Annotated in this window: 19 protein-coding genes; 16 read left to right on the plus strand and 3 right to left on the minus strand. The window is 73.6% G+C overall.

Annotated elements, in window-relative coordinates; all coding sequences use genetic code 11:
* The first annotated feature begins 86 nt into the window (after positions 1-86).
* The gene (locus tag MQV74_RS28785; protein ID WP_242724050.1) at positions 87-1,127 is read left to right on the plus strand and encodes a 3-isopropylmalate dehydrogenase; all 1,041 of its coding nucleotides are present in this window, start codon (positions 87-89) and stop codon (positions 1,125-1,127) included.
* A gap of 281 nt (positions 1,128-1,408) precedes the next feature.
* Complete coding sequence (locus MQV74_RS28790; RefSeq protein WP_242724052.1) at positions 1,409-2,497, plus strand: branched-chain amino acid aminotransferase; 1,089 nt, start codon at positions 1,409-1,411, stop codon at positions 2,495-2,497.
* 82 nt (positions 2,498-2,579) lie between these two features.
* Here MQV74_RS28790 and MQV74_RS28795 read toward each other — a convergent pair whose 3' ends face one another.
* Complete coding sequence (locus MQV74_RS28795) at positions 2,580-3,242, minus strand: TetR/AcrR family transcriptional regulator (RefSeq protein ID WP_242724053.1); 663 nt, start codon at positions 3,240-3,242, stop codon at positions 2,580-2,582.
* A gap of 99 nt (positions 3,243-3,341) precedes the next feature.
* Here MQV74_RS28795 and MQV74_RS28800 point away from each other — a divergent pair, with 99 nt between their 5' ends.
* Positions 3,342-4,274, plus strand: coding sequence for a zinc-binding dehydrogenase (locus tag MQV74_RS28800; RefSeq protein ID WP_242724054.1), 933 nt, complete (start codon positions 3,342-3,344; stop codon positions 4,272-4,274).
* 9 nt (positions 4,275-4,283) lie between these two features.
* On the opposite strand, the gene MQV74_RS28805 is transcribed toward MQV74_RS28800, so the two are convergent.
* Positions 4,284-5,738 carry a cytosine permease gene (locus tag MQV74_RS28805; protein WP_242724055.1) on the minus strand — a complete coding sequence of 485 codons (1,455 nt, stop codon included), beginning with the start codon at positions 5,736-5,738 and terminating at the stop codon, positions 4,284-4,286.
* A 221-nt stretch (positions 5,739-5,959) separates the two neighbouring features.
* Here MQV74_RS28805 and ureA point away from each other — a divergent pair, with 221 nt between their 5' ends.
* From ureA to MQV74_RS28850, 9 genes are all read left to right on the plus strand, one after another.
* On the plus strand, positions 5,960-6,655 hold the full coding sequence (gene ureA / locus MQV74_RS28810; RefSeq protein WP_242724057.1) for an urease subunit gamma: 696 nt from the start codon (positions 5,960-5,962) through the stop codon (positions 6,653-6,655).
* The gene (locus MQV74_RS28815) at positions 6,652-8,340 is read left to right on the plus strand and encodes an urease subunit alpha (RefSeq protein ID WP_242724059.1); all 1,689 of its coding nucleotides are present in this window, start codon (positions 6,652-6,654) and stop codon (positions 8,338-8,340) included. Before ureA ends, MQV74_RS28815 begins: the two co-directional genes overlap by 4 nt.
* A 24-nt stretch (positions 8,341-8,364) precedes the next feature.
* Positions 8,365-9,390, plus strand: a complete 1,026-nt coding sequence (locus MQV74_RS28820; RefSeq protein ID WP_242724061.1) for an agmatine deiminase family protein — start codon at positions 8,365-8,367, stop codon at positions 9,388-9,390.
* Positions 9,391-9,477: 87 nt separating this feature from the next.
* Positions 9,478-10,035: a TetR/AcrR family transcriptional regulator gene (locus tag MQV74_RS28825; RefSeq protein ID WP_242729216.1), complete on the plus strand. Its 558-nt coding sequence runs from the start codon at positions 9,478-9,480 to the stop codon at positions 10,033-10,035.
* A gap of 116 nt (positions 10,036-10,151) precedes the next feature.
* On the plus strand, positions 10,152-11,420 hold the full coding sequence (locus MQV74_RS28830) for a TolB family protein (protein ID WP_242724063.1): 1,269 nt from the start codon (positions 10,152-10,154) through the stop codon (positions 11,418-11,420).
* Positions 11,421-11,806: 386 nt separating this feature from the next.
* Positions 11,807-12,901 carry a hypothetical protein gene (locus tag MQV74_RS28835; RefSeq protein ID WP_242724065.1) on the plus strand — a complete coding sequence of 365 codons (1,095 nt, stop codon included), beginning with the start codon at positions 11,807-11,809 and terminating at the stop codon, positions 12,899-12,901.
* 168 nt (positions 12,902-13,069) lie between these two features.
* Positions 13,070-14,323: a TolB family protein gene (locus MQV74_RS28840; protein ID WP_242724067.1), complete on the plus strand. Its 1,254-nt coding sequence runs from the start codon at positions 13,070-13,072 to the stop codon at positions 14,321-14,323.
* A gap of 308 nt (positions 14,324-14,631) precedes the next feature.
* Positions 14,632-16,239, plus strand: coding sequence for a citramalate synthase (gene cimA / locus MQV74_RS28845; protein ID WP_242724069.1), 1,608 nt, complete (start codon positions 14,632-14,634; stop codon positions 16,237-16,239).
* Between the two features lie 42 nt (positions 16,240-16,281).
* On the plus strand, positions 16,282-17,610 hold the full coding sequence (locus MQV74_RS28850; protein ID WP_242724072.1) for a hypothetical protein: 1,329 nt from the start codon (positions 16,282-16,284) through the stop codon (positions 17,608-17,610).
* A gap of 82 nt (positions 17,611-17,692) precedes the next feature.
* Here the strand turns inward: MQV74_RS28850 and MQV74_RS28855 are convergent, their stop codons facing one another.
* The gene (locus MQV74_RS28855; protein ID WP_242724073.1) at positions 17,693-18,304 is read right to left on the minus strand and encodes a YceI family protein; all 612 of its coding nucleotides are present in this window, start codon (positions 18,302-18,304) and stop codon (positions 17,693-17,695) included.
* 350 nt (positions 18,305-18,654) lie between these two features.
* Here MQV74_RS28855 and MQV74_RS28860 point away from each other — a divergent pair, with 350 nt between their 5' ends.
* The 4 genes from MQV74_RS28860 to MQV74_RS28875 all read left to right on the plus strand — a co-directional run bounded on the left by MQV74_RS28860 (position 18,655) and on the right by MQV74_RS28875 (position 22,343).
* On the plus strand, positions 18,655-19,182 hold the full coding sequence (locus MQV74_RS28860) for a toxin-antitoxin system HicB family antitoxin (protein WP_242724074.1): 528 nt from the start codon (positions 18,655-18,657) through the stop codon (positions 19,180-19,182).
* A 145-nt stretch (positions 19,183-19,327) separates the two neighbouring features.
* Positions 19,328-20,167 (plus strand): DUF4097 family beta strand repeat-containing protein, encoded by an 840-nt coding sequence (locus MQV74_RS28865; protein WP_242724075.1) that lies wholly within the window; start codon positions 19,328-19,330, stop codon positions 20,165-20,167.
* A gap of 341 nt (positions 20,168-20,508) precedes the next feature.
* Entirely contained in the window at positions 20,509-22,101 is a 1,593-nt protein-coding gene (locus MQV74_RS28870; RefSeq protein WP_242724077.1) for an acyl-CoA carboxylase subunit beta, read from the plus strand.
* A 44-nt stretch (positions 22,102-22,145) separates the two neighbouring features.
* Positions 22,146-22,343: an acyl-CoA carboxylase subunit epsilon gene (locus MQV74_RS28875; RefSeq protein ID WP_242724081.1), complete on the plus strand. Its 198-nt coding sequence runs from the start codon at positions 22,146-22,148 to the stop codon at positions 22,341-22,343.
* The last annotated feature ends 42 nt before the right edge of the window (positions 22,344-22,385 follow it).

Consider the following 22,385-nt stretch of genomic DNA (forward strand, 5'->3'; position numbering starts at 1 on the left):
GTGGTGGCGCACGTGCGGAGGGACCCGGGGTGTCCACATCCCGGACGTGCCGTGTCATTGGATGGGACGAACGGTAGGGTGCCGACATGTCTCGCAGCATCAATCTCGCAGTGATCCCCGGAGATGGGATCGGCCCGGAAGTCGTGGCCCAGGGGCTCAAGGTCCTCAACGCCGTCCTCCCGCAGGATGTGAAGCTGGAGACCAAGGAGTACGACTTCGGTGCCCGGCGCTACCACGCCACCGGGGAGACCCTCACCGACGCCGACCTCGCCGGCCTGAAGCAGCACGACGCGATCCTGCTCGGCGCCATCGGCGACCCGTCCGTCCCCTCCGGCGTCCTGGAGCGCGGCTTCCTGCTCAAGCTCCGCTTCGCCTTCGACCACCATGTGAACCTGCGCCCGAGCAAGCTCCTGCCGGGCGTCGCCACCCCGCTCGCCGGGCAGCCCGAGATCGACTTCGTCGTCGTCCGCGAAGGCACCGAGGGCCCCTACACGGGCAACGGCGGCACCATCCGCCAGGGCACCGAGCACGAGGTCGCCACCGAGGTGTCCGTCAACACGGCCTTCGGCGTGGAGCGCGTGGTGCGCGACGCCTTCGCCCGCGCCCAGGCCCGGCCGCGCAAGAAGCTCGCGCTGATCCACAAGAACAACGTGCTGGCCTTCGCCGGTCACCTGTGGACGAACGTCTTCAACCGGGTGGCCGCCGAGTTCCCGGACGTCACCACCGAGTACATGCACGTGGACGCGGCGACGATCTACCTCGTCACCCAGCCCGAGCGCTTCGACGTGATCGTCACCGACAACCTCTTCGGCGACATCATCACCGACCTCGCCGCGGCCGTCTCCGGCGGCATCGGCGTCGCCGCCTCCGGCAACATCAACCCCGCCCGCGCCTTCCCTTCGATGTTCGAGCCGGTGCACGGCTCGGCGCCCGACATCGCGGGCCAGGGCAAGGCCGACCCCAGCGCCACCGTGCTCTCCGTCGCCCTGCTCCTGCGCCACCTCGGGTACGAGGCCGAGGCGGCCCGGGTCGAGGAGGCCGTCTCCGCCGACCTCGGCGCCCGCGGGACCTCCGCCCGCAGCACCGACGAGATCGGCGACGCGCTCGCCGTACGGGTGGCGGGCTGATCCGTCGGCAGGGCGTCCGCCCTTCCCCCAGGCCTCCGTGAGGCTCCCTTGAAGCCGCCGGGTCCCCGTGGACACCCGGCGGCTTCTCGTAACCGGGCGCCGGGTGTCACCATCGGATCCCAGGGGCCGCAGATCCCGCCGTTTCGTCCACGGAACCCCACGAGCGATAATCGGACGTGGGGCCGCGAAGTGGCGCACACCCGTACGACGTGAGCACCACGCGCGTACGGCTTGAGTGAGCGCGGTCCGTCACACACGAAACCGGTGAAGGACACGCAACCATGACGACGCCCACGATCGAGCTGAAGCCCTCCTCGACCCCGGCCCAGGCCGCGGAGCGCGAGGCGGTGCTTGCCAACCCCGGGTTCGGCCGCCACTTCACCGACCACATGGTGACGATCCGCTGGACCGAGGGCCGCGGCTGGCACGACGGCCAGCTGGTGCCCTACGGCCCGCTCTCGCTCGACCCGGCGACGAACGTCCTGCACTACGCGCAGGAGATCTTCGAGGGCATGAAGGCCTACCGCCAGCCCGACGGCTCGGTCGCCCTGTTCCGCCCCGAGGCCAACGCCCGCCGCTTCCAGTCCTCCGCGCGCCGCCTCGCCATGCCGGAGCTGCCCGTCGAGACCTTCATCGAGGCCTGCGACGCCCTCGTGCGCCAGGACATCGACTGGGTGCCGGGCCACGGCGGCGAGGAGTCCCTCTATCTGCGCCCCTTCATGATCGCGACCGAGGTGGGCCTCGGCGTGAAGCCCGCCAACGAGTACCTCTTCGTGGTCATCGCCTCCCCGGCGGGCGCCTACTTCCCCGGCGGCGTCAAGCCCGTCTCCATCTGGCTCTCCGAGGACCGCGTGCGCGCCGTCCCCGGCGGCATGGGCGACGCCAAGACCGGCGGCAACTACGCCGCGTCGCTGCTCGCCCAGGCCGAGGCCGCCGCGAAGGGCTGCGACCAGGTCGCCTACCTCGACGCCGTCGAGCACAAGTGGGTCGAGGAACTGGGCGGCATGAACCTGTACTTCGTGTACGGGGACAAGATCGTGACCCCGGCGCTCTCCGGCTCCATCCTGGAGGGCATCACCCGCGACTCCCTCCTGAGTGTCGCCCGCGACCTCGGCTACACCTCCGAGGAGGCCCGCGTCTCCATCGACCAGTGGCAGGCCGACACGGAGAACGGCACGCTCACGGAGGTCTTCGCCTGCGGCACGGCCGCCGTGATCACGCCCGTCGGCACCGTCAAGGCGCAGCGCGGCGAGTGGACGCAGAGCGAGGGCCGGCCCGGTGAGGTCACCATGAGGCTCCGCGAGGCGCTGCTCGACATCCAGCGCGGCGTGCGCGAGGACCAGCACGGCTGGATGCACCGCCTGGGCTGAGCCTCCCCCTGACCCGTCCGCCCCGAGGGCCGGACCCGGCACCCCTGCCGGGTCCGGCCCTCGGTGCGTCCGGGCTCCCGGCCTAGGCCGACTTGGGGCCCGCGGTGAGCGTCAGGCTCTCGGGCAGGGCCGCCCAGGCGCGGCGGAAGGCGGCGGCGAGACCGGCGCGGTCGGGCGTGCCCGGCTCGGCCGTCCAGGCCTCCAGGCCGCGGTGCCAGGCGGCCACCAGCAGGTCGATGGCCAGGTGCGCGCGGAGCAGGTCCGGCTCGTGCCCGGCGCCGCCGAGGTCGAACCGGCGGACGACCAGGTCCAGGGCGGCCCGCCCGGTGCGGTCGCAGAAGGCGAGGCCGTGGGCGTCCATCGACGGGTTGTGGGCGGCGAGACGGCGGCTGAGCAGCGCGCGGTGCGCCCACGGTTCGCCGGGCATCCGGCCGAGGGCGGCGAGCAGCGCGTCGCGCAGGAGCTCGCTCAGCGGACCGCCGTCGGGCCCGGCCCCGTCCAGCTCGTCGAGGAACACCGTCCACAGATCGTGGAGCGGTGCCGTCGCCACGTCCTCCTTGCTGGTGAAGGTGCGGAAGAAGGTCCGCTTGGACACCTCGACGGCCTCGCACAGCTCGTCGAGCGTGACGTGGTCGAAGCCGCGCTCCGTGAACAGCTCCAGGGCCGTGTCGACGAGCGCCTGCCGGGTGCGGAGCTTCTTGCGCTCGCGCAGGGAGAGGGGGGCGTCGGCCCGGGCGGTGTCCATGACGGGAGTGTAGTCGGGTAGCCAATGCCCCTTGATGGCTTATGCCACTCAGTGGCACTATGGCCGCGTCGCACTCCCGTACTGGAAAGAGGTGCCCTCGTGCGCGCTCTGCTCGTCGACCCTTCCGCCCCCGCCGGGCTGCGTCTCGGTACCGCCCCCGACCCCGAGCCCGCCGCCCACCAGGCCCTGGTCCGGGTGACCGCGACCTCCCTGAACTACGGAGAGGTCACCGAGGTCGTGCCCGGCGCGGAGCCGGGCGCCGTGCCCGGCTGGGACGCGGCCGGGTACGTGGAGCGGGCGGCCGCCGACGGCTCGGGGCCCGCGGCGGGCACCTCGGTGGTGACGGTGGGGGAGGCCGGGGGATGGGCCGAACTGCGGGCGGTGGACACCGGGTTGCTCGGCGTCGTGCCCGAGGGCGCGGACCTCGGCGCCGTCAGCACGGTGCCCGTCGCCGGGGCCAGCGCGCTGCGGGCCCTGCACCGGATTGGGCCCCTGCTCGGGCGGCGCGTCCTGGTCACCGGGGCGTCGGGCGGCGTCGGGCGGTACGCGGTGCAGCTCGCCCGGCAGGGCGGCGCGCACGTCGTGGCCACGACGGGGAACCCGCGGGCGCACGGGGAGCGGCTGCGGGAGCTCGGCGCGCACGAGGTCCTCGCCGACCCCGCCGACGCCGGTCCTGACGTGGACGGCGTGGTGGACCTGGTGGGCGGGCGGCAGCTGGTCGCCGCGTACGGCACGCTGGCGGCCGGGGGGACGCTGGTGTCCGTGGGGCACGCGGGCGGCGACGGCGAGCACTTCCCGTACGGGGCGCTGTACGGAAACCTGGGGCGGCACGACCGGGCGGTCGTCAGCTTCTTCCTGCTGGGCGGCGGCGCCCCGCTGGGGCGGGACCTGGCCTGGCTGGCCGACCGCGTGGCCTCCGGCGCGCTCGACGCCGGGGTGGCGTGGCGGGGCCCCTGGACCGAGGCGGCCCGGGCGGCGGAGGACCTGCGCGAGCGGCGCCTGCACGGCAAGGCGGTCCTGGACCTGGCGTGAGCCTGATCCTCAGGCCCGTCCGGCGTTCGAGGGCGAGGCCGCGGGCTGATCCGCGAGGGTGTGGGGAGTCCCCTCGGTCCGGGAAGGGGCGGGCCGGGGGCACACCGCGTAGGCGGCGCCTCCCACCACCCCCGACAGCAGGAAGCTCACGTCGACCCCGCCCGTCAGGGCCAGCAGCGGCCCTTCGTAGGAGGGCAGGGACACCGAGAGCAGGCCCACCGTCGCGCCGAGCGCCCACGCGGCCGTGGCCCCCGGGTGCCAGCCGCCCCGGAACCAGTAGATCCCGCCCCGCGCGCGGCGGTTGAAGACCTGGAGGGCGTCCGGGTCGTACACGCCGCGACAGCGCGCGAAGCCGATGAGCGTGATGACGGCCCAGGGCGTCCCGATGGCCGTGAGCAGCAGGACGAACGACGTCATCGCGTCCTGCGCGGCCCAGGCGAAGTGCCCGGCGAACACGCACCCCGTGGCGAGGGCCGCCACGGCGTACGTGGCCCGCGCCCGTGACGCCCGCGGCACGATCGCGTCCAGGTCGAGCCCCATCGAGTACAGCATCAGGCCCGCGTTGCCGACGGACCCGGCACAGGCGGCGAGCAGCAGCGGGACCAGGTACCAGCCGGGCGCCGCGGCGACCAGCGGCCCGGCGTAGTCGAGCGCCGCCCGCGCCGCGTACGCGGTGAAGGTGCCGAAGAGCTGCGGGACCAGGAGCCCCGCGACCAGGCCCAGGCAGGTCGCCCGCAGGACCGGTCCCGAGGAGTGCCGGGCGGGGGACACGTACCGGGTGTAGTCGCCGAGCAGGGTGATGAAGGCGATCGGTCCGGACAGGCCCGCGGCGACCAGGGCGAGGGTCCAGGTCGGCCAGAAGGAGCCGAGCGCGTAGCCGCCCGCTGCGGGCACCGCGGCCGTGGTGAAGTCGGGTGCGTAGGCCGCGACGCCGAGGGCGAGGAGCGCGGTCATGCCGACGGCGAGCACGCGCGACAGGCGCAGCAGCACCTGGTAGCCGTACACGGCCCCGCCGACCGTGGCCGCCGCGAGCAGCGCGTAGACGACGGTGTAGGTGAGCCCGCCGGCGGGCAGCCCGCACAGCCGGTGCAGGGTGCCCACCATCACGTCGCCGCCGATCCACAGGGTCAGCGCGGTGTAGCCGAGCGAGAGCAGCAGGCCGACCACCGAGCCGACGAGCCGGCCCCGGACGCCGAACTGGGCGCCGGAGGATGTGGACAGGTTCGTGCCGGTGCGCAGCGAGACCAGGGCGAGGGGCGCGGTCAGGGCGGTGCCGACGAGCGTGCCCGCGACCACCGCCGTCACGGACTGCCACCAGTCGAGGCCGAACGACACCGGCAGCCAGCCGAAGACGATCACCCCGAGGCAGAGGTTGGAGCCGAGCAGGATCGTGACCACGTCCTGGGGGCCGCTGGTGCGTTCCTCCTCGGGGACGGTGTCGACTCCGCGCTGTTCGATCGGCATGAAGGGCCCCTGACGCTGTCGCTCGACGGAGGGCTCGACGGAGGCCTCGACGAGAACGGATGGGTGGGCGGTGTATTTGAGTGGCGTTCAATGTGGGGTATGCCGCACAGCGAGGTCAATGGGTCGTGCTTCCGCGTTCTCAAATCTTTGCTTAGAGTGGCGTTCAAATGTGCTCGCGCCCATGCGGGGCGCGGGTGCCACCCGGAAGTGAGGTGTGCGGCGTGCGACTGACCCCGACCGAACGCGACCGGCTGCTGCTCTTCGGCGCGGCCGAACTCGCCCGGGCCCGCAGGGCGCGCGGGCTGCGGCTCAACGTGCCCGAGGCGACCGCGCTCATCGCCGACACCGTGTGCGAGGCGGCACGCGACGGCGCCCGGCTCGCCGAGGCCGTCGAGCGGGCCAGGGCCGTGCTCGGCCCGGACGACGTGCTCCCCGGCGTCGCGGACGTGGTGACCGAGGTGCACGTGGAGGCCGTCTTCGACGACGGCTCCCGGCTCGCCGTGGTGTCCCGGCCGATCGACGGCGAAGGGGACGGCGAGGGCGCGGGCGACCGGGCGCCGGGGGCCCTGCTTCCGGGGCCCGCGCACGCCGACCCCGCGCCGGTCGTGGAGCTCTCCGTGCGCAACACCGCCACCGTCCCCGTCTCGGTGACCTCGCACTTCCACTTCTTCGAGGCCAACCCCCGGCTCGACTTCGACCGCGCCGCCGCGTACGGCATGCGGCTCGCCGTCCCGGCCGGGTCCTCCGTGCGCTTCGGGCCCGGCGAGCGCGTCGAGGTCGGGCTCCTGCCGATCGGCGGCGACCGCGTCGCGATCGGCTTCGCCGGCCTGGTCGACGGCGCCCTCGACGCGCCGGGCGCGAAGCAGGAGGCCCTGCGCCGGGCCGCCGCCTGCGGCTACCTGGGAGCGACCGCATGAGCATCGACCCGTACGCGTACGCCGCCACGCACGGCCCCCGCGCCGGGGACCGGGTCCGGCTCGGCGACTCCGGCCTGACCGTCCGCGTCGAGTCCGACGCGCAGCGGTACGGCGACGAGTTCCTCGCCGGATTCGGCAAGACCGCCCGCGACGGACTGCACCTCAAGGCCGCCGCCGTCCGCGACACGTGCGACGTCGTGATCAGCAACGTCCTCGTCATCGACGCGGTCCAGGGCATCAGGAAGGTGTCCATCGGGATCCGGGAGGGCCGGATCGCCGCGATCGGCCGGGCCGGGAACCCCGACACCCTCGACGGCGTGGACGTCGTCGTCGGCACCGGTACGTCCATCGTGTCCGGCGAGGGGCTCATCGCCACCGCCGGGGCCGTGGACACCCACGTCCACCTCCTTTCGCCGCGCATCATGGAGGCCTCCCTCGCGTCCGGCGTCACCACGGTCATCGGCCAGGAGTTCGGGCCGGTGTGGGGCGTGGGCGTCAACTCGCCGTGGGCGCTGCGGCACGCCTTCAACGCCTTCGACGCCTGGCCCGTCAACATCGGCTTCCTGGCCCGGGGTTCGTCCTCGGACCCGGCGCCGCTGGTGGAGGCGCTCGCCGAGGGCGGGGCGTCCGGCTTCAAGGTGCACGAGGACATGGGCGCCCACACCCGCGCCCTCGACACCGCGCTGCGCGTCGCCGAGGAGCACGACGTCCAGGTCGCCCTGCACAGCGACGGCCTGAACGAGTGCCTGTCGGTCGAGGACACCCTCAAGGTCCTTCAGGGGCGCACCATCCACGCCTTCCACATCGAGGGGTGCGGCGGCGGCCACGTACCGAACGTCCTGAAGATGGCGGGGGTGCCGAACGTCATCGGGTCCTCCACCAACCCCACCCTGCCCTTCGGCCGCGACGCCGTGGCCGAGCACTACGGGATGATCGTCTCCGTCCACGACCTGAAGACCGACCTGCCCGGCGACGCCGCCATGGCCCGTGACCGCATCCGCGCCGGAACCATGGGGGCCGAGGACGTCCTGCACGACCTCGGCGCCATCGGCATCACCTCGTCCGACGCCCAGGGCATGGGCCGCGCGGGCGAGACCGTGCGCCGCACCTTCGCCATGGCCGGGAAGATGAAGGCCGAGCTCGGCCCCATGGAAGGCGACGGCCCCGGCGACGACAACGCGCGCGTCCTGCGCTACATCGCCAAGCTCACCCTCAACCCCGCCATCGCGCACGGCCTCGCCCACGAGGTCGGCTCGATCGAGACCGGCAAGCTCGCCGACGTCGTGCTGTGGCGGCCCGAGTTCTTCGGCGCCAAGCCGCAGCTCGTGCTGAAGGCCGGATTCCCCGCCTACGGCGTCGTCGGCGACCCGAACGCCGCGACCGACACCTGCGAACCCCTCGTCCTCGGCCCGCAGTTCGGGGCGTACGGCGCGACCGCCGCCGACCTCTCCGTCGCCTTCGTCGCCCAGGCCGCGGTGGACCAGGGCAACGACCTCATGCCCACGCGCCGCCGCCGCGTCGCCGTGCGCGGCACCCGCGGCATCGGCCCCGCCGACCTGCGCCTGAACTCCCGTACGGGCGCCGTCGACGTGGACCAGCGCACCGGCCTCGTCACCCTCGACGGCGACCCGCTGCGCTCCGAGCCCGCCGACTCGGTCTCCCTCAACCGCCTGTACTTCCTCTGAGCCCCCCACCGCCAAGGACCCCCTATGACGCTGTACATGCCCCCGGAGTGGGCCCCGCACGACCGCACCTGGATGGCCTGGCCCGGGCCCAACACCACCTTCCAGGACCCCGCGGACCTGGACGCGGCACGCCGGGCCTGGGCCGCCGTCGCCCGCGCCGTACGCCGCTTCGAGCCCGTCACCCTGGTGTGCGGCCCCGGCCAGAGCGCGTCCGCCCGCGCGCTCCTCGGCCCGGACGTGGACCTCGTCGAGCGGGAGCTCGACGACGCCTGGATGCGGGACATCGGCCCCACCTTCGTGCGCGACACCGCCACCGGCGGCCTCGCCGCCGTCGACTGGGTGTTCAACGGCTGGGGCGCCCAGGAGTGGGCCGCCTGGGAGCACGACGCGAAGATCGCCCGGCACGTCGCGGACCTCGCGGGCACCCCCGTGCACGCCTCCCCGCTCGTCAACGAGGGCGGCGGCATCCACGTCGACGGCGAGGGCACCGTCCTGCTCACCGAGACCGTGCAGCTCGGCCCCGAGCGCAACCCCGGCTGGACCAGGGAGCAGGTCGAGGCCGAGGTCCACGCCCGCCTCGGCACCACCAAGGCCCTCTGGCTGCCGCGCGGCCTCACCGCCGACTACCCCGGCCACGGCTTCGGCACCCTCGGCCACGTGGACATCGTCGCCGCCTTCGCCGCGCCCGGCGTCGTCCTCGTGCACAGCCAGCAGGACCCGGCCCACCCCGACTTCGAGGTCAGCAAGGAGGTCGCGGGCCTGCTGCGCGGGCGGACCGACGCCCGCGGCCGCGCCCTGGAGGTCGTCGAGGTGCCCGCGCCCACCGTCCTCGCCGACGACGAGGGCTGGGTCGACTACTCGTATATCAACCACTACCTGTGCAACGACGGCGTCGTCCTGTGCGGCTTCGACGACCCGCGCGACGAGCTCGCCGCAGGCATCTTCCGCCGCCTCTTCCCGCGCCGCACGGTCACGCTCGTCGACGCCCGTACGATCTTTGCCGGAGGCGGCGGCATTCACTGCGTCACCCAGCAGCAGCCAAGGATCTAGCGGCAGGAGCACCACGTGGACGGAGCGAGCCCCTCGCGCAGCGCGCGCAGGAACGCGCCCCCGCGCGAGGACGTCCTCGCCGCGGCCATGGAGATGATCGCCGAGCGCGGCCTGGAGAAGCTCACCATGGCCGCGCTCGGCCGCGAGGTCGGCATGAGCAGCGGCCACCTCCTCTACTACTTCGGCTCCAAGGACGAACTGCTGCTGCGCACCCTGGAGTGGAGCGAGGGACGGCTCGGCGCCCGGCGGCGGCAGCTGCTCGCCCAGGACGTCCCGGCCCGCGCGCGCCTGGACGCCTACGTCGACCTGTACGTGCCCCAGGGCCACCGCGATCCGCACTGGACGCTCTGGCTGGAGGTGTGGAACCGCTCGCTCAACGCCGACGCGGGCGGCCGCGACCGGCAGGCCGCCATCGAGGGCGCCTGGCACCGCGACCTCGTGGCGCTGCTCGCCGAGGGCGTCTCGCGCGGCGAGTTCCGCGCCGTCGACCCCGACCGGGTCGCCACCCGCCTGCGGGCGCTCCTCGACGGCCTGAGCATCCATCTGGCGATCGGCCTGCGCGGCACGGACCGGCCCCAAGTTCTCGACCACGCGCGGGAGTTCACCGAGCAGACGCTGGGCGCGGGGCCGGTCGCGGACGCTTGACGCCCCGTCCAGGTTGTACGCGTTACGGCTGATTGACCCCCGCGCCCGGCGTGCGCTTGCATCCCCGATGGGCCCTTGGCACCGGGCCGGGGGCCCCTGCCTTCCGGGGGGAACGCATGGCCACAGACCGGCGGAAGAAGAGACGCTGCGCGGCCGGACGCGCGGCCTGCGGGAGCGCCCTGGCCCTCCTGCTCGCGGCCGCGGCCCTGCCCGCGGCCGTCGCCGCACCGGCACCGTCGGCACCGGCGGGGTCCGCCGGGAGCACGCGCCTGCTCAGCGCCGCCGTCGACGGAGGCGCGGCGAACGGCCCCTCCGCCACCCCGGTCGTGAGCGCCGACGGCCGCGTCGCCGCCTTCACCTCGCAGGCGAGCAACCTCGTGCGCGGCGACACCAACGACCGGGCGGACCTGTTCGTACGGGACCTGCGCCACGGCAGGACCCAGCGGATCGCGGACCCCGGCGGCGAGCTCGCCGCACCGGCCCTCAGCGGAGACGGCCGCTACCTCGCCTACACCGCGCAGGACGGCGAGACGACCGCCGTGGTCGTCCGTGACCTGCGTACGGGCACGACCGAGCGCGCCGACGTCGACCTGCCGATGCCGTTCGAGAACGGCTACGCGCCCGCGCTCTCCGCCGACGGCCGCACCGTCGCCTTCACCGTCGACGACACCGACTTCACCACCACCGGGGCCCAGGCCGTCTACGTGCGCGACCTGCGCGCACAGCGCACCGAGCGCGTCAGCTTCCCCGTCGACGGGGACGAGGAGTTCCGCGGCTTCCGCGCCCCGACGATCAGTGCCGACGGCCGGAGGGTGGCCTACCAGGCCGTGCGCGGCACCCCGCCGCGCGGCGACTGGTCCGACGTCTACGTCCACGACCGCGACACCGGCGGCGAGACCCAGGCCGACACCACCCACGACGGCAGCCCCGCGGACGGCGCCGCCACCGGCCCGCTGCTCAGCGCGGACGGCACCACGCTCGCCTTCACCTCCGGCGCCTCCAACCTCGTCCCGGGCACGGACCCCAACGACAGCGTCAACCCGTTCGTCCGCGACCTGCGCACCGGCAAGGTCACCCGCGTCGACGCGGTCCTGCCCGGCCCCCAGGGCGTGCTGTCCGTCGACGGGGTCTCCGCCCACGGCTCGAAGCTGCTGCTCGACACCTGGCCGGTCCTCACCACCGACGACGCCGAGTTCGTCCGCGACCTGCGCACGGGCGCCGACGCCCTGGCGTCACCGGACAAGGACGGCAGGCCCGCCAACGCCGTGGACGCCCGCATGGACGCCCGCGCACGGACCGTCGTCTTCACCGGCTTCGACGACGAGAACTTCGTGCCGGGCGACACCAACGGCGTCCCGGACGTGTTCGTCCGCACGCCGCGCTGAGCGCTTCGCTGGAATTGCCGCGACGGGCCGTCAACCGCCTGCGGGACCGTCGTGGCTGGTCGCGCAGTTCCCCGCGCCCCTTCGGGGCGCTGCCGAACCGCACCGCGCTTCCACAAGACCGCTTGGGAGAACCCGGTGAGACACCGCCCCACGACGACCCTGCTGAGCGCCGCCCTTCCTGCCCTGCCTGAAGGTCAAGGACCTGGCCACCGGCGCCCTGACCGGCATCGACCTCGGCGGCGGCCACCTCTACAGCTCGCCGCCAGGGGCCGCGCGGTCGCGTTCGGTTCGGCGGCGCCCGACCTCGTCCCGGGCGACACCAACGGCGAGGCCGACGTCTTCGTACGCCACACCCGATGACCCGACCGACCCGAGGGGAACGCACCATGCGCCCACGCACCACACGCGGCCTGGCGGCGGTGGCACTCGCCGCCGCCCTCGGCGCGACCACGCCGTCGGCAGCGTCGGCCGACGCACGGCCGGGCGGGCCGCTCACCGAGCGCGTGAGCACGGCGAGCGACGGGGCGCAGCTGGAGCGGGCGTCGCAGCACGCGGCCATCAGCGACGACGGACGGTACGTGGCGTTCTCCACGAAGACGTCGCTGTCCCCGGAGTTCCCGGGCTGCGAGCAGCAGACGTACGTGTGCCTCGCCGTGAAGGACCGGCGCACCGGCAGGCTCACCCGGATCGCGAACGGCGGCGGATTCGACTGGGGCCCGCCCGTGCTCAGCGGCGACGGCCGCTACGTCGGCTACACCGAGGGCACCAAAGGCCCGTCGGCCCGCGTCGACGACCTGACGACGGGCGAGAGCACCCCCGTGGCGTCGGCCGCCCGGATCCAGGACATCACGCCCGACGGCCGGTACGTCCTCTACACCTCCGGCGACGACCGCTTCGTGACCGACCGGTACGTGTACGTACGGGACATGGCCACCGGCACCGCCGAACGGATCGAGGGCGACGCCACCACCACCCGCTTCGGCGCCGCCTCGCTCAGCGCGGACGGCAGGTTCGTGGCCTACCAGAAGAGGGGCTCCGGGCCCGAGGGCGGCGACGTCTTCGTCGAGGACCGCGCCACCGGCACCACCGCGCGGGCCGACGGGGGACTCGGGGACAGCGACGCGGAGTTCGTCCGGATCAGCGGGGACGGCCGCCGCGTCCTGTTCGCCGCCGAAGGCAGGACGTACGCGTACGACGTGCGCGGGGGCACGGCCCGGCAGGTCGCCGACGCGCCCGCGCGGTCCGCGAGCAGGGACGCGCGGTACGCCGTCCTCCCCCAGGAGGGCACCGGCGGCGGGCGGCTCGTCCTGCTCGACGTCCGCACGGGCCGCCGCACGGCGCTCGCCCCGGGCGAGACCCGCGCCGGTGCGGTCACCGTGACCTCCGGCGGCCGCGCGGCCGTCTTCACGTCGACGGCCTCCGACCTGGTGCCGGGTGACACCAACGGCACGTCCGACGTGTTCGTGCGCCGCGTCCGCTGACGCCCGATCCGGTGAGGGGGACGTGAACGGCGTGTCGGACGTGCCCCCGCGCGCCCCCGGGGCGAACAGTCGTGTCGGCAACCATCAGTGCCCGTACGGCAGTCCTTACCGACACCGGCGGCAAGGCCTGCCGGATCCGCACCACTCACCACACGGGGGAACCGAACCATGCGCCACAGCACCCAGCGCGCCGCCCTGGCCGCCGCGGCCGTCGTCGCGGCGGTCACGGCGACCGCCCTGCCCGCGGCCTCCGCGGCGCCCGCCGCGCCCCGCACGGTCGGCGTGAGCGTCACGCCCGGCGGCACGGCGGGCAACGCGGCCGCCTCGGCCGCGGTGATCAGCCGCGACGGCAAGGTCGTCGCCTTCGACTCGGAGGCGAGCGACCTGGTGGCCGGGGACACGGGCGGCCGCTCCGACGTGTTCGTCCGCACGCTCGCCACGGGGCGGACGGAGCGCGTCGCCCTCCCGGGCCGCCAGCTGCGCAGCCCCGCGCTCAGCGGCGACGGCCGCTACGTCGCCGTCATCACCGCCCCGGCCGACGACTACGGCGCGTCCGACGTCCGCCTCTACGACCGCAGGACGAAGAAGTTCCAGCGCCTCGACGTGGAGCTGCCGAACGGCTTCGACGGCAAGGGCGCGGGCACCGTCGCCCTCACCCCGGACGCCCGCTACGCCGTCTTCGACACCCGGCAGCGCGAGGGCTCCGACGGCCAGGTCGTGTTCCTGCGCGACCGCGAGAAGAAGACCACGGAGCGGATCAGCCACCCCAACCCCGGCTGGGAGCCGCGCTCCGCGCACACCCCGACGGTCAGCGACGACGGCCGCAAGGTGGTCTACGCGCACAACTACACCAACGGCCCGCGGGGCGACGACTGGAGCGACGTCTGGCTGCGCGACCGCACCACCGGGCGCCTGACGCAGGTCGACCGCTCCCACGACGGCTCCACGACGGAGAAGGAGTCCCTCGAACCGTCCCTCAGCGGTGACGGCCGCAAGGTCGTCTTCGAGTCCCGCGACACCCACCTCGTGCCGAACGACGACGACAAGGCCTGGAACGTCTTCGTCCACGACCTCGCGACCGGAAGGAACCAGCGCGTCCACGGCACCCAGGGCGGCCCCGGCGCGGCCTACACCCGCGCCCCCGCCATCAGTGCCGACGGCCGCCGCCTCACCTACACGACGGAGGTGAAGGAGCCCGGCAGCCAGTACGGCACCGAATGGCCCGTCCACCTGCGGGACCTGAAGACCGGCAGGACCGCCCTCGTCACCCCCGACGCCACCGGCGGCACCGCGTCGGCCAAGGCGGCCCCGGGCGCGATCTCGGCGAACGGCAAGCGCGTCGCCTTCCTGTCGGCGGACGCGGGCCTGCTGCGGGGCGACACGAACGACGGCTACGACGCGTTCGTGCGCTACCTCGGCTGACGGCGGCGCCGCGCCCGAACGGTCGCCCGCATGGTGAGACGACCGTTCAGGCACGGCACGGCGTGTGGCAGGCTGGCCCCGTGCTTACCGCCGTGATTATGGGCAGCAGGCGCGCCGGTCCGCAGTGACCGCGCCCGTACGACCGTACGGGGCGGCACCGTCCTCGACCCGCGCGCAGACCTCTCGCACCCGCGAGGGGTCTTTTCGTTTTCCGGCCCACCCCAGCCGGAGGAACAGGGCGCGGGGGATCATGAGGGTGGTGGAGCCGGTCATCCGGTAGACCGAGATCCGACACAGGAGCCAGAGAGATGACGACGGAAACCAGCAGCCCCGACGATTCGTTCCACGTGTTCGACACCACGCTGCGCGACGGCGCGCAGCGCGAGGGCATCAATCTGACCGTCGCGGACAAGCTGACCATCGCCCGGCATCTGGACGACTTCGGCGTGGGCTTCATCGAGGGCGGCTGGCCCGGCGCCAACCCGCGCGACACCGAGTTCTTCGCCCGCGCCAAGGAAGAGATCACCTTCAAGAACGCGCAGCTCGTCGCCTTCGGCGCCACCCGTCGCGCGGGCGCCAGAGCCGCCGAGGACCCGCAGGTCAAGGCGCTCCTCGACGCTGGCGCCCCAGTGATCACGCTGGTCGCCAAGGCACACGACCGGCACGTCGAACTCGCCCTGCGCACCACGCTCGACGAGAACGTGGAGATGGTCCGCGACACCGTCTCCCACCTGCGCGAGCAGGGCCGTCGCGTCTTCGTCGACTGCGAGCACTTCTTCGACGGCTACCGCGCCAACCCCGAGTACGCGAAGGCGGTCGTGCGGGCCGCGCACGAGGCGGGCGCGGACGTCGTGGTCCTGTGCGACACCAACGGCGGCATGCTCCCCGCCCAGGTGCAGGCCGTCGTCGCCACCGTCCTCGCCGACACCGGCGCCCGGCTCGGCATCCACGCCCAGGACGACACCGGCTGCGCGGTCGCCAACACCCTCGCCGCCGTCGACGCGGGCGCCACCCACGTCCAGTGCACCGCCAACGGCTACGGCGAGCGCGTCGGCAACGCCAACCTCTTCCCGGTCGTCGCCGCCCTGGAGCTGAAGTACGGCAAACAGGTCCTGCCCGAGGGCGCGTTGCGCGAGATGACCCGGGTCTCGCACGCCATCGCCGAGGTCGTGAACCTCACCCCGGCCACCCACCAGCCCTACGTCGGCGTCTCGGCCTTCGCGCACAAGGCGGGCCTGCACGCCTCCGCGATCAAGGTCGACCCGGACCTCTACCAGCACATCGACCCCGAGCTCGTCGGCAACCGCATCCGCATGCTGGTCTCCGACATGGCGGGCCGCGCCTCCATCGAGCTCAAGGGCAGGGAGCTGGGCGTCGACCTCGGCGGCGACCGCGAACTGGTCGGCCGCGTCGTGGAGCGCGTCAAGGAGCGCGAGCTCAAGGGCTACACGTACGAGGCGGCCGACGCCTCCTTCGAACTGCTGCTGCGGGCGGAGGCCGAGGGGCGCGCGCGGCGCTACTTCCGCACCGAGTCCTGGCGCGCGATCGTCGAGGACCGGCCCGACGGCTCGCACGCCAACGAGGCCACCGTGAAGGTGTGGGCCAAGGGCGAGCGCATCGTGGCGACGGCGGAGGGCAACGGCCCCGTCAACGCCCTCGACCGTGCCCTGCGCGTCGGCCTGGAGCGGATGTACCCGGAGCTGGCCAAGCTGGAGCTGGTGGACTACAAGGTCCGCATCCTGGAGGGCAAGCACGGCACGTCCTCCACCACCCGCGTGCTCATCTCCACCACGGACGGCGACGGCGAGTGGTCGACCGTCGGCGTCGCGGACAACGTGATCGCCGCGTCCTGGCAGGCGCTGGAGGACGCGGTGACGTACGGCCTGCTCAGAGCCGGGGTCGAGCCCGTCGAGTAGCCGAGGGGGCACGTTCGCGCCCGGCCTGGGTTAGCGTGAAGTATGAGGCCCACCAGGCAGGCGGCGTCGCGGCTGACCGTCATCCTGTCCGGACTGCTCCTGGCCCTGGGCGCCACGCTCGCGCCCGCGGCCCGGGCCGCCACGGACGTCACGACGGTGGCCGACGCCTTGCGCGAGAACCCGGTGTACGTCGACGGGGCGGCGGCGTCCCAGCTCTCCCGCGCCGACGCCGACGCCCTCGCCGACAAGATCAAGAAGGCCGACAAGCCGGTCTTCGTCGCCGTGCTCCCGGAGTCGTTCCCGAAGCAGGACCTGTTCCGGAACCTGCGGACGGCGACGGGAGTCACGGGCGTGTACGCGATCCGCCTCGGCGACGCCTTCGACGCCAGGGCCGACAGCGCGGCCCTGGCGGGCAACGCCGTGCGGAACCTGACCACGCTCGTCCGGGGCGAGCCCGTGAAACAGCAGCTCAACGACTTCGTGGACCGGGCCGTCACCCAGACGTCGGGCAGCGCGCCCGCCTCCTGGGGCGCCACGGGCGACGACGACGGCGCGCCCGTCGGGGCGCTGATCGGCGTCGGCGCGGTGGTCGTCGCGGGCGGGGCGGGCGCCTACGCGGTGGCCCGCAGCCGCCGCCGCAAGCGCGCCGAGGAGGAGCGCGCGGCCCTGGAGAAGCTGCGCGTCGTCGTCGACGAGGACATCACCGCCTTCGGCGAGGAGCTGGACCGGCTCGACTTCCACCCCGCGGAGGCCGGCGCCGACGACGCCATGCGCGCCGACTACGAGCGGGCGCTGGACGCGTACGAGAAGGCGAAGTCCTTCATGGCAGCGGCCGAGCGGCCCGAGCAGGTCAGGGCGGTCACCCAGGCCCTGGAGGACGGCCGCTTCTCGCTCGCCCTGCTCGCCGCGCGCCGCGAGGGCCGCACGCTGCCCGAGCGGCGGCCGCCGTGCTTCTTCGACCCCCGGCACGGCCCCTCCGTGAAGGACGCCGAGTGGACCCCCGCGGGCGGTGCGCCCCGCGAGGTGCCGGTGTGCGCGGCCGACGCGGTGCGCCTCGCCGACGGCGAGGAGCCCATGACCCGCACGGTCACCACCGACACCGGCGACCGCCGCCCCTACTGGGAGGCGGGCCCGGCCTACGGCCCCTGGGCGGGCGGCTACTTCGGCGGCGGCCTGCTCCCCGGCCTCCTCGTCGGCACCCTGCTCGGCTCGGCCCTGTCGTCCCCGGCGTACGCCGCGTCGGCGGGCATCCCGGCGGCCGACGGCGGCGACGTCACGGGCGCGGACTTCGACGCGGGCGACTTCGGCGGCGGGGATTTCGGGGGCGGCGGAGACTTCGGCGGGGGCGGGGACTTCGGCGGCGGGTTCTAGGACGGCGGGGGCGGCGGGTTCTGGGCGGCGGGTTCCAGGCGGCGGGGGCGGCGAAGGCCGCCCGCCCGCCTCGCACGGGGCCTTACGAGGCGCTCTTGATCGCCGAGATGTCGAAGGTGAGCTTGATCTTGTCGGAGACCAGCACGCCGCCCGTCTCCAGGGCCGCGTTCCACGTCAGGCCCCACTCCGAGCGCAGCAGCTCGGCCTTGCCCTCGAAGCCGACACGCTGGTTGCCGAACGGGTCGGTGGCCGCGCCGTTGAACTCCAGGTCGATGGTGAGCGGCCGGGTGGTGCCGAGGATGGTCAGGTCGCCGGTGACGCGGTAGTCGTCGCCGCCGAGCGCCTCGGCCTTGGTGGAGCGGAAGGTCATCTGCGGAAACTCCTCGGTCTTGAAGAAGTCCGCGCTCTTGAGGTGCCCGTCGCGGTCCGCGTTGCCGGTGTCGATGCTGTCCATCGTCACGTCGATGGCGGCAGTCGACTCGGCCGGGTCACTGCCGTCGAGGTGCAGCGAGCCGCTGAAGTCGAGGAAGGAACCCTTGACGTTCGTGACCATCGCGTGCCGGGCGACGAAGCCGATGCTGCTGTGCGCCGGGTCCAGCTCGTAGTCGCCGGTCACCGCGGCGAGTTCAGGGCTGACGGCGGCGGGCGCGGCGGCGGGCGTGGCGTTGTCGTTCTTGCGGCCGAAGAGTCCCATGACGTGCTCCTTGGGGGGCGGGCTGCGGACCACGGGGGAGACGCAACCATGAGCGGTTTAATGTTCAACAACATTGACTCTAGCGCTGATCGGTTCAATGTTCAACCGTGATCGTTGCGTGGTGGCTTGATTACGCCAGGTGTGGGCGCGTGGGGGAGTGGTGCCATGTGTGGCGCCACGGAAGGGGAAGGGGGTGGCGCCCGGCGGGGCCGGCGGGGCGTTCGTCGCGCTGGGGCGAGAGGGGCGGTGATGGCGAAAGGGGCGGCCCGACCTGCTGAGGGTGCGGGAATCCGGGGTGCGGGGTGCGCTAGGAACTTGCCATGGCGCCATTGTGGTGCCATAGTGACGCCATGAATCTCACGCCGTATGTCGACCAACTCCGTCAGGAGCTCGCGGTCGCCGCCGAGGCCGGTGGTGAGGAGGCTCGCGCGGTCGCCGAGCGTCTGATCGCCCCGCTCGAGTCGGCCACCCGGCTCACGTTGCTGAACGTGCTGTCCGCGGCCATGGACGAGGTTACCCGAGACCTCGCCCCCGGCTCGGTCGACGTGCGCCTGCGCGGGGGTGACCCGGACTTCGTGGTGACGCCGCCGCCCCTGGCCGACGCGTTCGAGGCGCCGGTCATGGAGGCGCCCGTGACGCGCTCCGCCCCCGCCCCCGCGCCCGCGCCCGAGGCCGAGGAGGGCGGCACCGCCCGCATCAACCTCCGGCTGCCGATGCACCTCAAGTCCCAGGCCGAGGAGGCCGCCGCCGCCGAGAGCCTGTCGGTCAACGCCTGGCTGGTCCGCACCGTCGCCGAGGCCCTCCGGCCCAGCGAGAGCCCGCAGCCCCCCGCCCGCGGCGAGGGCGTGGGGAACAGCTTCACCGGCTGGGCCCGCTAGGGCCTGTCCGACGGGCCGCCGCACCGACCCGTCGGACAGGCCCCAGGCGCTCCGCCGGGACGGCGCGGCGCCCCCGCGGGGGCGCTCCCGTACGGCGGCGGACTCCACCATGAGCAGGACCGGGACCACGACGACGAGGACAGCCATGCCAACCTTCGACACCGCCAAGCCCATCAACGCCTCAGTGACCATCGAGAGCGGGACGGTGCGGATCATCGCGGGCGACCGCGCCGAGACCGTCGTCGACGTGCGCCCGACCAGCGAGACGCGCGCCGCCGACGTCCGCGCCGCCGAGCGGACCCGGGTGGAGTACGCCACCGGCAGGCTCCTGGTGAAGGGCCCCAAGGAGCGCTCCCTCTTCGGCAGGGGCTCCTCGGTCGACGTGGAGGTCGTGCTGCCCGAGGGCTCGCACGTGCACGTCACCACCTCCATGGCCGACTGCACCGTCGAGGGCCGCCTCGGCGAGTGCGAGGTCAAGACGTCCATGGGCGAGATCCGGGTCGTCCGGGCGGCCTCGGTGCGCCTCGACACCGGACACGGCCGGGTCTACGTGGACCGGACGGACGGCCCGGCCGACGTCACCACGGCCTCCGGCGAGGTGCGGCTCGGCACGATCGGCGGCGCGGCCGTCGTCAAGAACTCCAACGGATCGACCGAGATCGGCGAGGTCGCCGGCGAGCTGCGGGTCCGCTCCGCCAACGGGGCCATCGTCGTGGCCCGCGCCCGCGCCGACGTCACCGCGAGGACCGCGACCGGCGCCATCGAGATCGGCGAGGTGACGCGCGGCACCGCCGTCCTGGAGACCGGCACCGGCCGGGTCGACATCGGCATCAGCGAGGGCACCGCCGCCTGGCTCGACGTCCAGACCAAGTACGGCTCCGTGCGCCAGTCGCTCGGCTCGTCGGCGGGCCCGGGCGACTCCGGGGAGACGGTGAAGGTGCGCGCGCGCACGGGCCTCGGCGACATCGTGATCCACCGCGCCTGAGGCCCGCGGGGCGGCCCGGGGCCGGGCCGCCCGGCCCGCCCCTCGCTGGCTGGAATCGCGGTGGGGAATTGTCGGCCCCTGCTAATTCCGCCCTGCTCCGGCCGCCCGTGCCACCCCGCGCCGGACGTGAGGGCTCCGCCCGGAATCACTCATTCCGGGGCTGAAATGTGATCCGAGTCTCATTGGTGGCCTTGTGGAATCCCTACAGCCGGATGGGGCCCTGAACAGTGGCTTCGCCTGCACCGCACAGAACTTCTGTCCGGGGGTGCCAGGAAAACGGTCCCGAGACTGTTCAGAGCCGACGGTCCGTTTTCGCGCGTGTACTTCGTAAGGTCGAGAGCATGACCGTTTTGGACGAAGCTGGATCTTCAGCGGGTGAGCCCACCGACGCGCGGGGCCGAGTGGCCGAATTGGCCGGGATCCGCGCGCAGGCCCTGGCGGGACCGAGCGAGAAGGCGACCGAGGCCCAGCACGCCAAGGGCAAGCTGACGGCACGCGAGCGGATCGCGCTTCTCCTCGACGAGGGTTCGTTCCAGGAGGTCGAGCAGCTGCGCCGGCACCGGGCGACCGGCTTCGGCCTGGAGACGAAGAAGCCCTACACCGACGGCGTCATCACCGGCTGGGGCACCGTCGAGGGCCGCACGGTCTTCGTGTACGCCCACGACTTCCGGATCTTCGGTGGCGCCCTCGGCGAGGCGCACGCCACGAAGATCCACAAGATCATGGACATGGCCATCGCGGCGGGCGCGCCGCTGGTCTCCCTCAACGACGGCGCGGGCGCCCGCATCCAGGAGGGCGTCTCCGCCCTCGCGGGCTACGGCGGCATCTTCCAGCGCAACACCAAGGCCTCCGGCGTCATCCCGCAGATCAGCGTGATGCTCGGCCCGTGCGCGGGCGGCGCGGCGTACAGCCCCGCCCTCACCGACTTCGTCTTCATGGTCCGCGACACCTCGCAGATGTTCATCACCGGGCCCGACGTGGTCCGCGCGGTGACCGGCGAGGAGATCTCCCAGAACGGCCTGGGCGGCGCCGACGTGCACGCCGAGACCTCCGGCGTCTGCCACTTCGCGTACGACGACGAGGAGACCTGCCTCGCCGAGGTGCGCTACCTCATCGCGATGCTCCCGCAGAACAACCGCGAGAACCCGCCCGTCGCCGCCTGCGACGACCCGGCCGACCGCCGCTCCGACGTGCTGCTCGACCTCGTCCCCGCCGACGGGAACCGGCCGTACGACATGACGAAGGTCATCGAGGAGCTCGTCGACGACGGCGACTACCTGGAGGTCCACGAGCGCTGGGCGCGCAACATCATCTGTGCCCTGGCCCGCCTCGACGGCCAGGTCGTCGGCATCGTGGCCAACCAGCCGCAGACCCTCGCGGGCGTCCTCGACATCGAGGCCTCCGAAAAGGCCGCGCGCTTCGTCCAGATGTGCGACGCCTTCAACATCCCGATCGTCACCCTGCTCGACGTGCCCGGCTTCCTGCCCGGCGTCGACCAGGAGCACGGCGGCATCATCCGCCACGGCGCGAAGCTCCTGTACGCGTACTGCAACGCGACCGTGCCCCGCATCTCCCTCATCCTGCGCAAGGCGTACGGCGGCGCGTACATCGTGATGGACAGCCAGTCCATCGGCGCCGACCTCACCTACGCCTGGCCGACGAACGAGATCGCGGTCATGGGCGCCGAGGGCGCGGCCAACGTCATCTTCCGCCGCCAGATCGCCGCCGCCGAGGACCCCGAGGCCATGCGCGCCCGCATGGTCAAGGAGTACAAGGCCGAGCTGATGCACCCGTACTACGCCGCCGAGCGCGGGCTCGTCGACGACGTGATCGACCCGGCCGAGACCCGGTCCGTGCTGATCAACTCGCTCGCGATGCTGCGCAACAAGCACGCCGATCTGCCGTCGCGCAAGCACGGCAATCCGCCGCAGTAGCGCCGCGCCGCCCCCTTCGCTTTCCCACAAGGAGAACGCCGCACATGACTACTCCCGACATCCGCGTCGAGAAGGGCCACGCCGAGCCCGAAGAGGTCGCCGCCCTCACGGCGATCCTGCTGGCCCGGGCCGCCGGCAAGGCTGCCGCGGTGCCCTCCGTGGGCTTCGGCCGCGACAAGGCCGGGTGGCGCCGCCTGGAGCGCACGCCGGGCTTCCGCGCCCCGCACAGCTGGCAGGGCTGAGCCCCGCCGCTCGCCTTTTGGAACACAGAAGCCCGTGGGCCC

This window comes from Streptomyces sp. AN091965 (assembly GCF_022698285.1).
Lineage (GTDB): Bacteria > Actinomycetota > Actinomycetes > Streptomycetales > Streptomycetaceae > Streptomyces.

Coding starts and splice junctions, on each gene's coding strand:
- MQV74_RS28785 (WP_242724050.1), top strand. CDS start 87: ATGTCTCGCAGCATCAATCTCGCAGTGATCCCCGGAGATGGGATCGGC.
- MQV74_RS28860 (WP_242724074.1), top strand. CDS start 18,655: ATGAATCTCACGCCGTATGTCGACCAACTCCGTCAGGAGCTCGCGGTC.
- MQV74_RS28820 (WP_242724061.1), top strand. CDS start 8,365: ATGACGCTGTACATGCCCCCGGAGTGGGCCCCGCACGACCGCACCTGG.
- MQV74_RS28850 (WP_242724072.1), top strand. CDS start 16,282: ATGAGGCCCACCAGGCAGGCGGCGTCGCGGCTGACCGTCATCCTGTCC.
- MQV74_RS28830 (WP_242724063.1), top strand. CDS start 10,152: ATGGCCACAGACCGGCGGAAGAAGAGACGCTGCGCGGCCGGACGCGCG.
- MQV74_RS28805 (WP_242724055.1), bottom strand. CDS start 5,738: ATGCCGATCGAACAGCGCGGAGTCGACACCGTCCCCGAGGAGGAACGC.
- MQV74_RS28865 (WP_242724075.1), top strand. CDS start 19,328: ATGCCAACCTTCGACACCGCCAAGCCCATCAACGCCTCAGTGACCATC.
- MQV74_RS28790 (WP_242724052.1), top strand. CDS start 1,409: ATGACGACGCCCACGATCGAGCTGAAGCCCTCCTCGACCCCGGCCCAG.
- cimA (WP_242724069.1), top strand. CDS start 14,632: ATGACGACGGAAACCAGCAGCCCCGACGATTCGTTCCACGTGTTCGAC.
- MQV74_RS28795 (WP_242724053.1), bottom strand. CDS start 3,242: ATGGACACCGCCCGGGCCGACGCCCCCCTCTCCCTGCGCGAGCGCAAG.
- MQV74_RS28835 (WP_242724065.1), top strand. CDS start 11,807: ATGCGCCCACGCACCACACGCGGCCTGGCGGCGGTGGCACTCGCCGCC.
- MQV74_RS28840 (WP_242724067.1), top strand. CDS start 13,070: ATGCGCCACAGCACCCAGCGCGCCGCCCTGGCCGCCGCGGCCGTCGTC.
- MQV74_RS28855 (WP_242724073.1), bottom strand. CDS start 18,304: ATGGGACTCTTCGGCCGCAAGAACGACAACGCCACGCCCGCCGCCGCG.
- MQV74_RS28825 (WP_242729216.1), top strand. CDS start 9,478: ATGGAGATGATCGCCGAGCGCGGCCTGGAGAAGCTCACCATGGCCGCG.
- MQV74_RS28870 (WP_242724077.1), top strand. CDS start 20,509: ATGACCGTTTTGGACGAAGCTGGATCTTCAGCGGGTGAGCCCACCGAC.
- MQV74_RS28815 (WP_242724059.1), top strand. CDS start 6,652: ATGAGCATCGACCCGTACGCGTACGCCGCCACGCACGGCCCCCGCGCC.
- MQV74_RS28875 (WP_242724081.1), top strand. CDS start 22,146: ATGACTACTCCCGACATCCGCGTCGAGAAGGGCCACGCCGAGCCCGAA.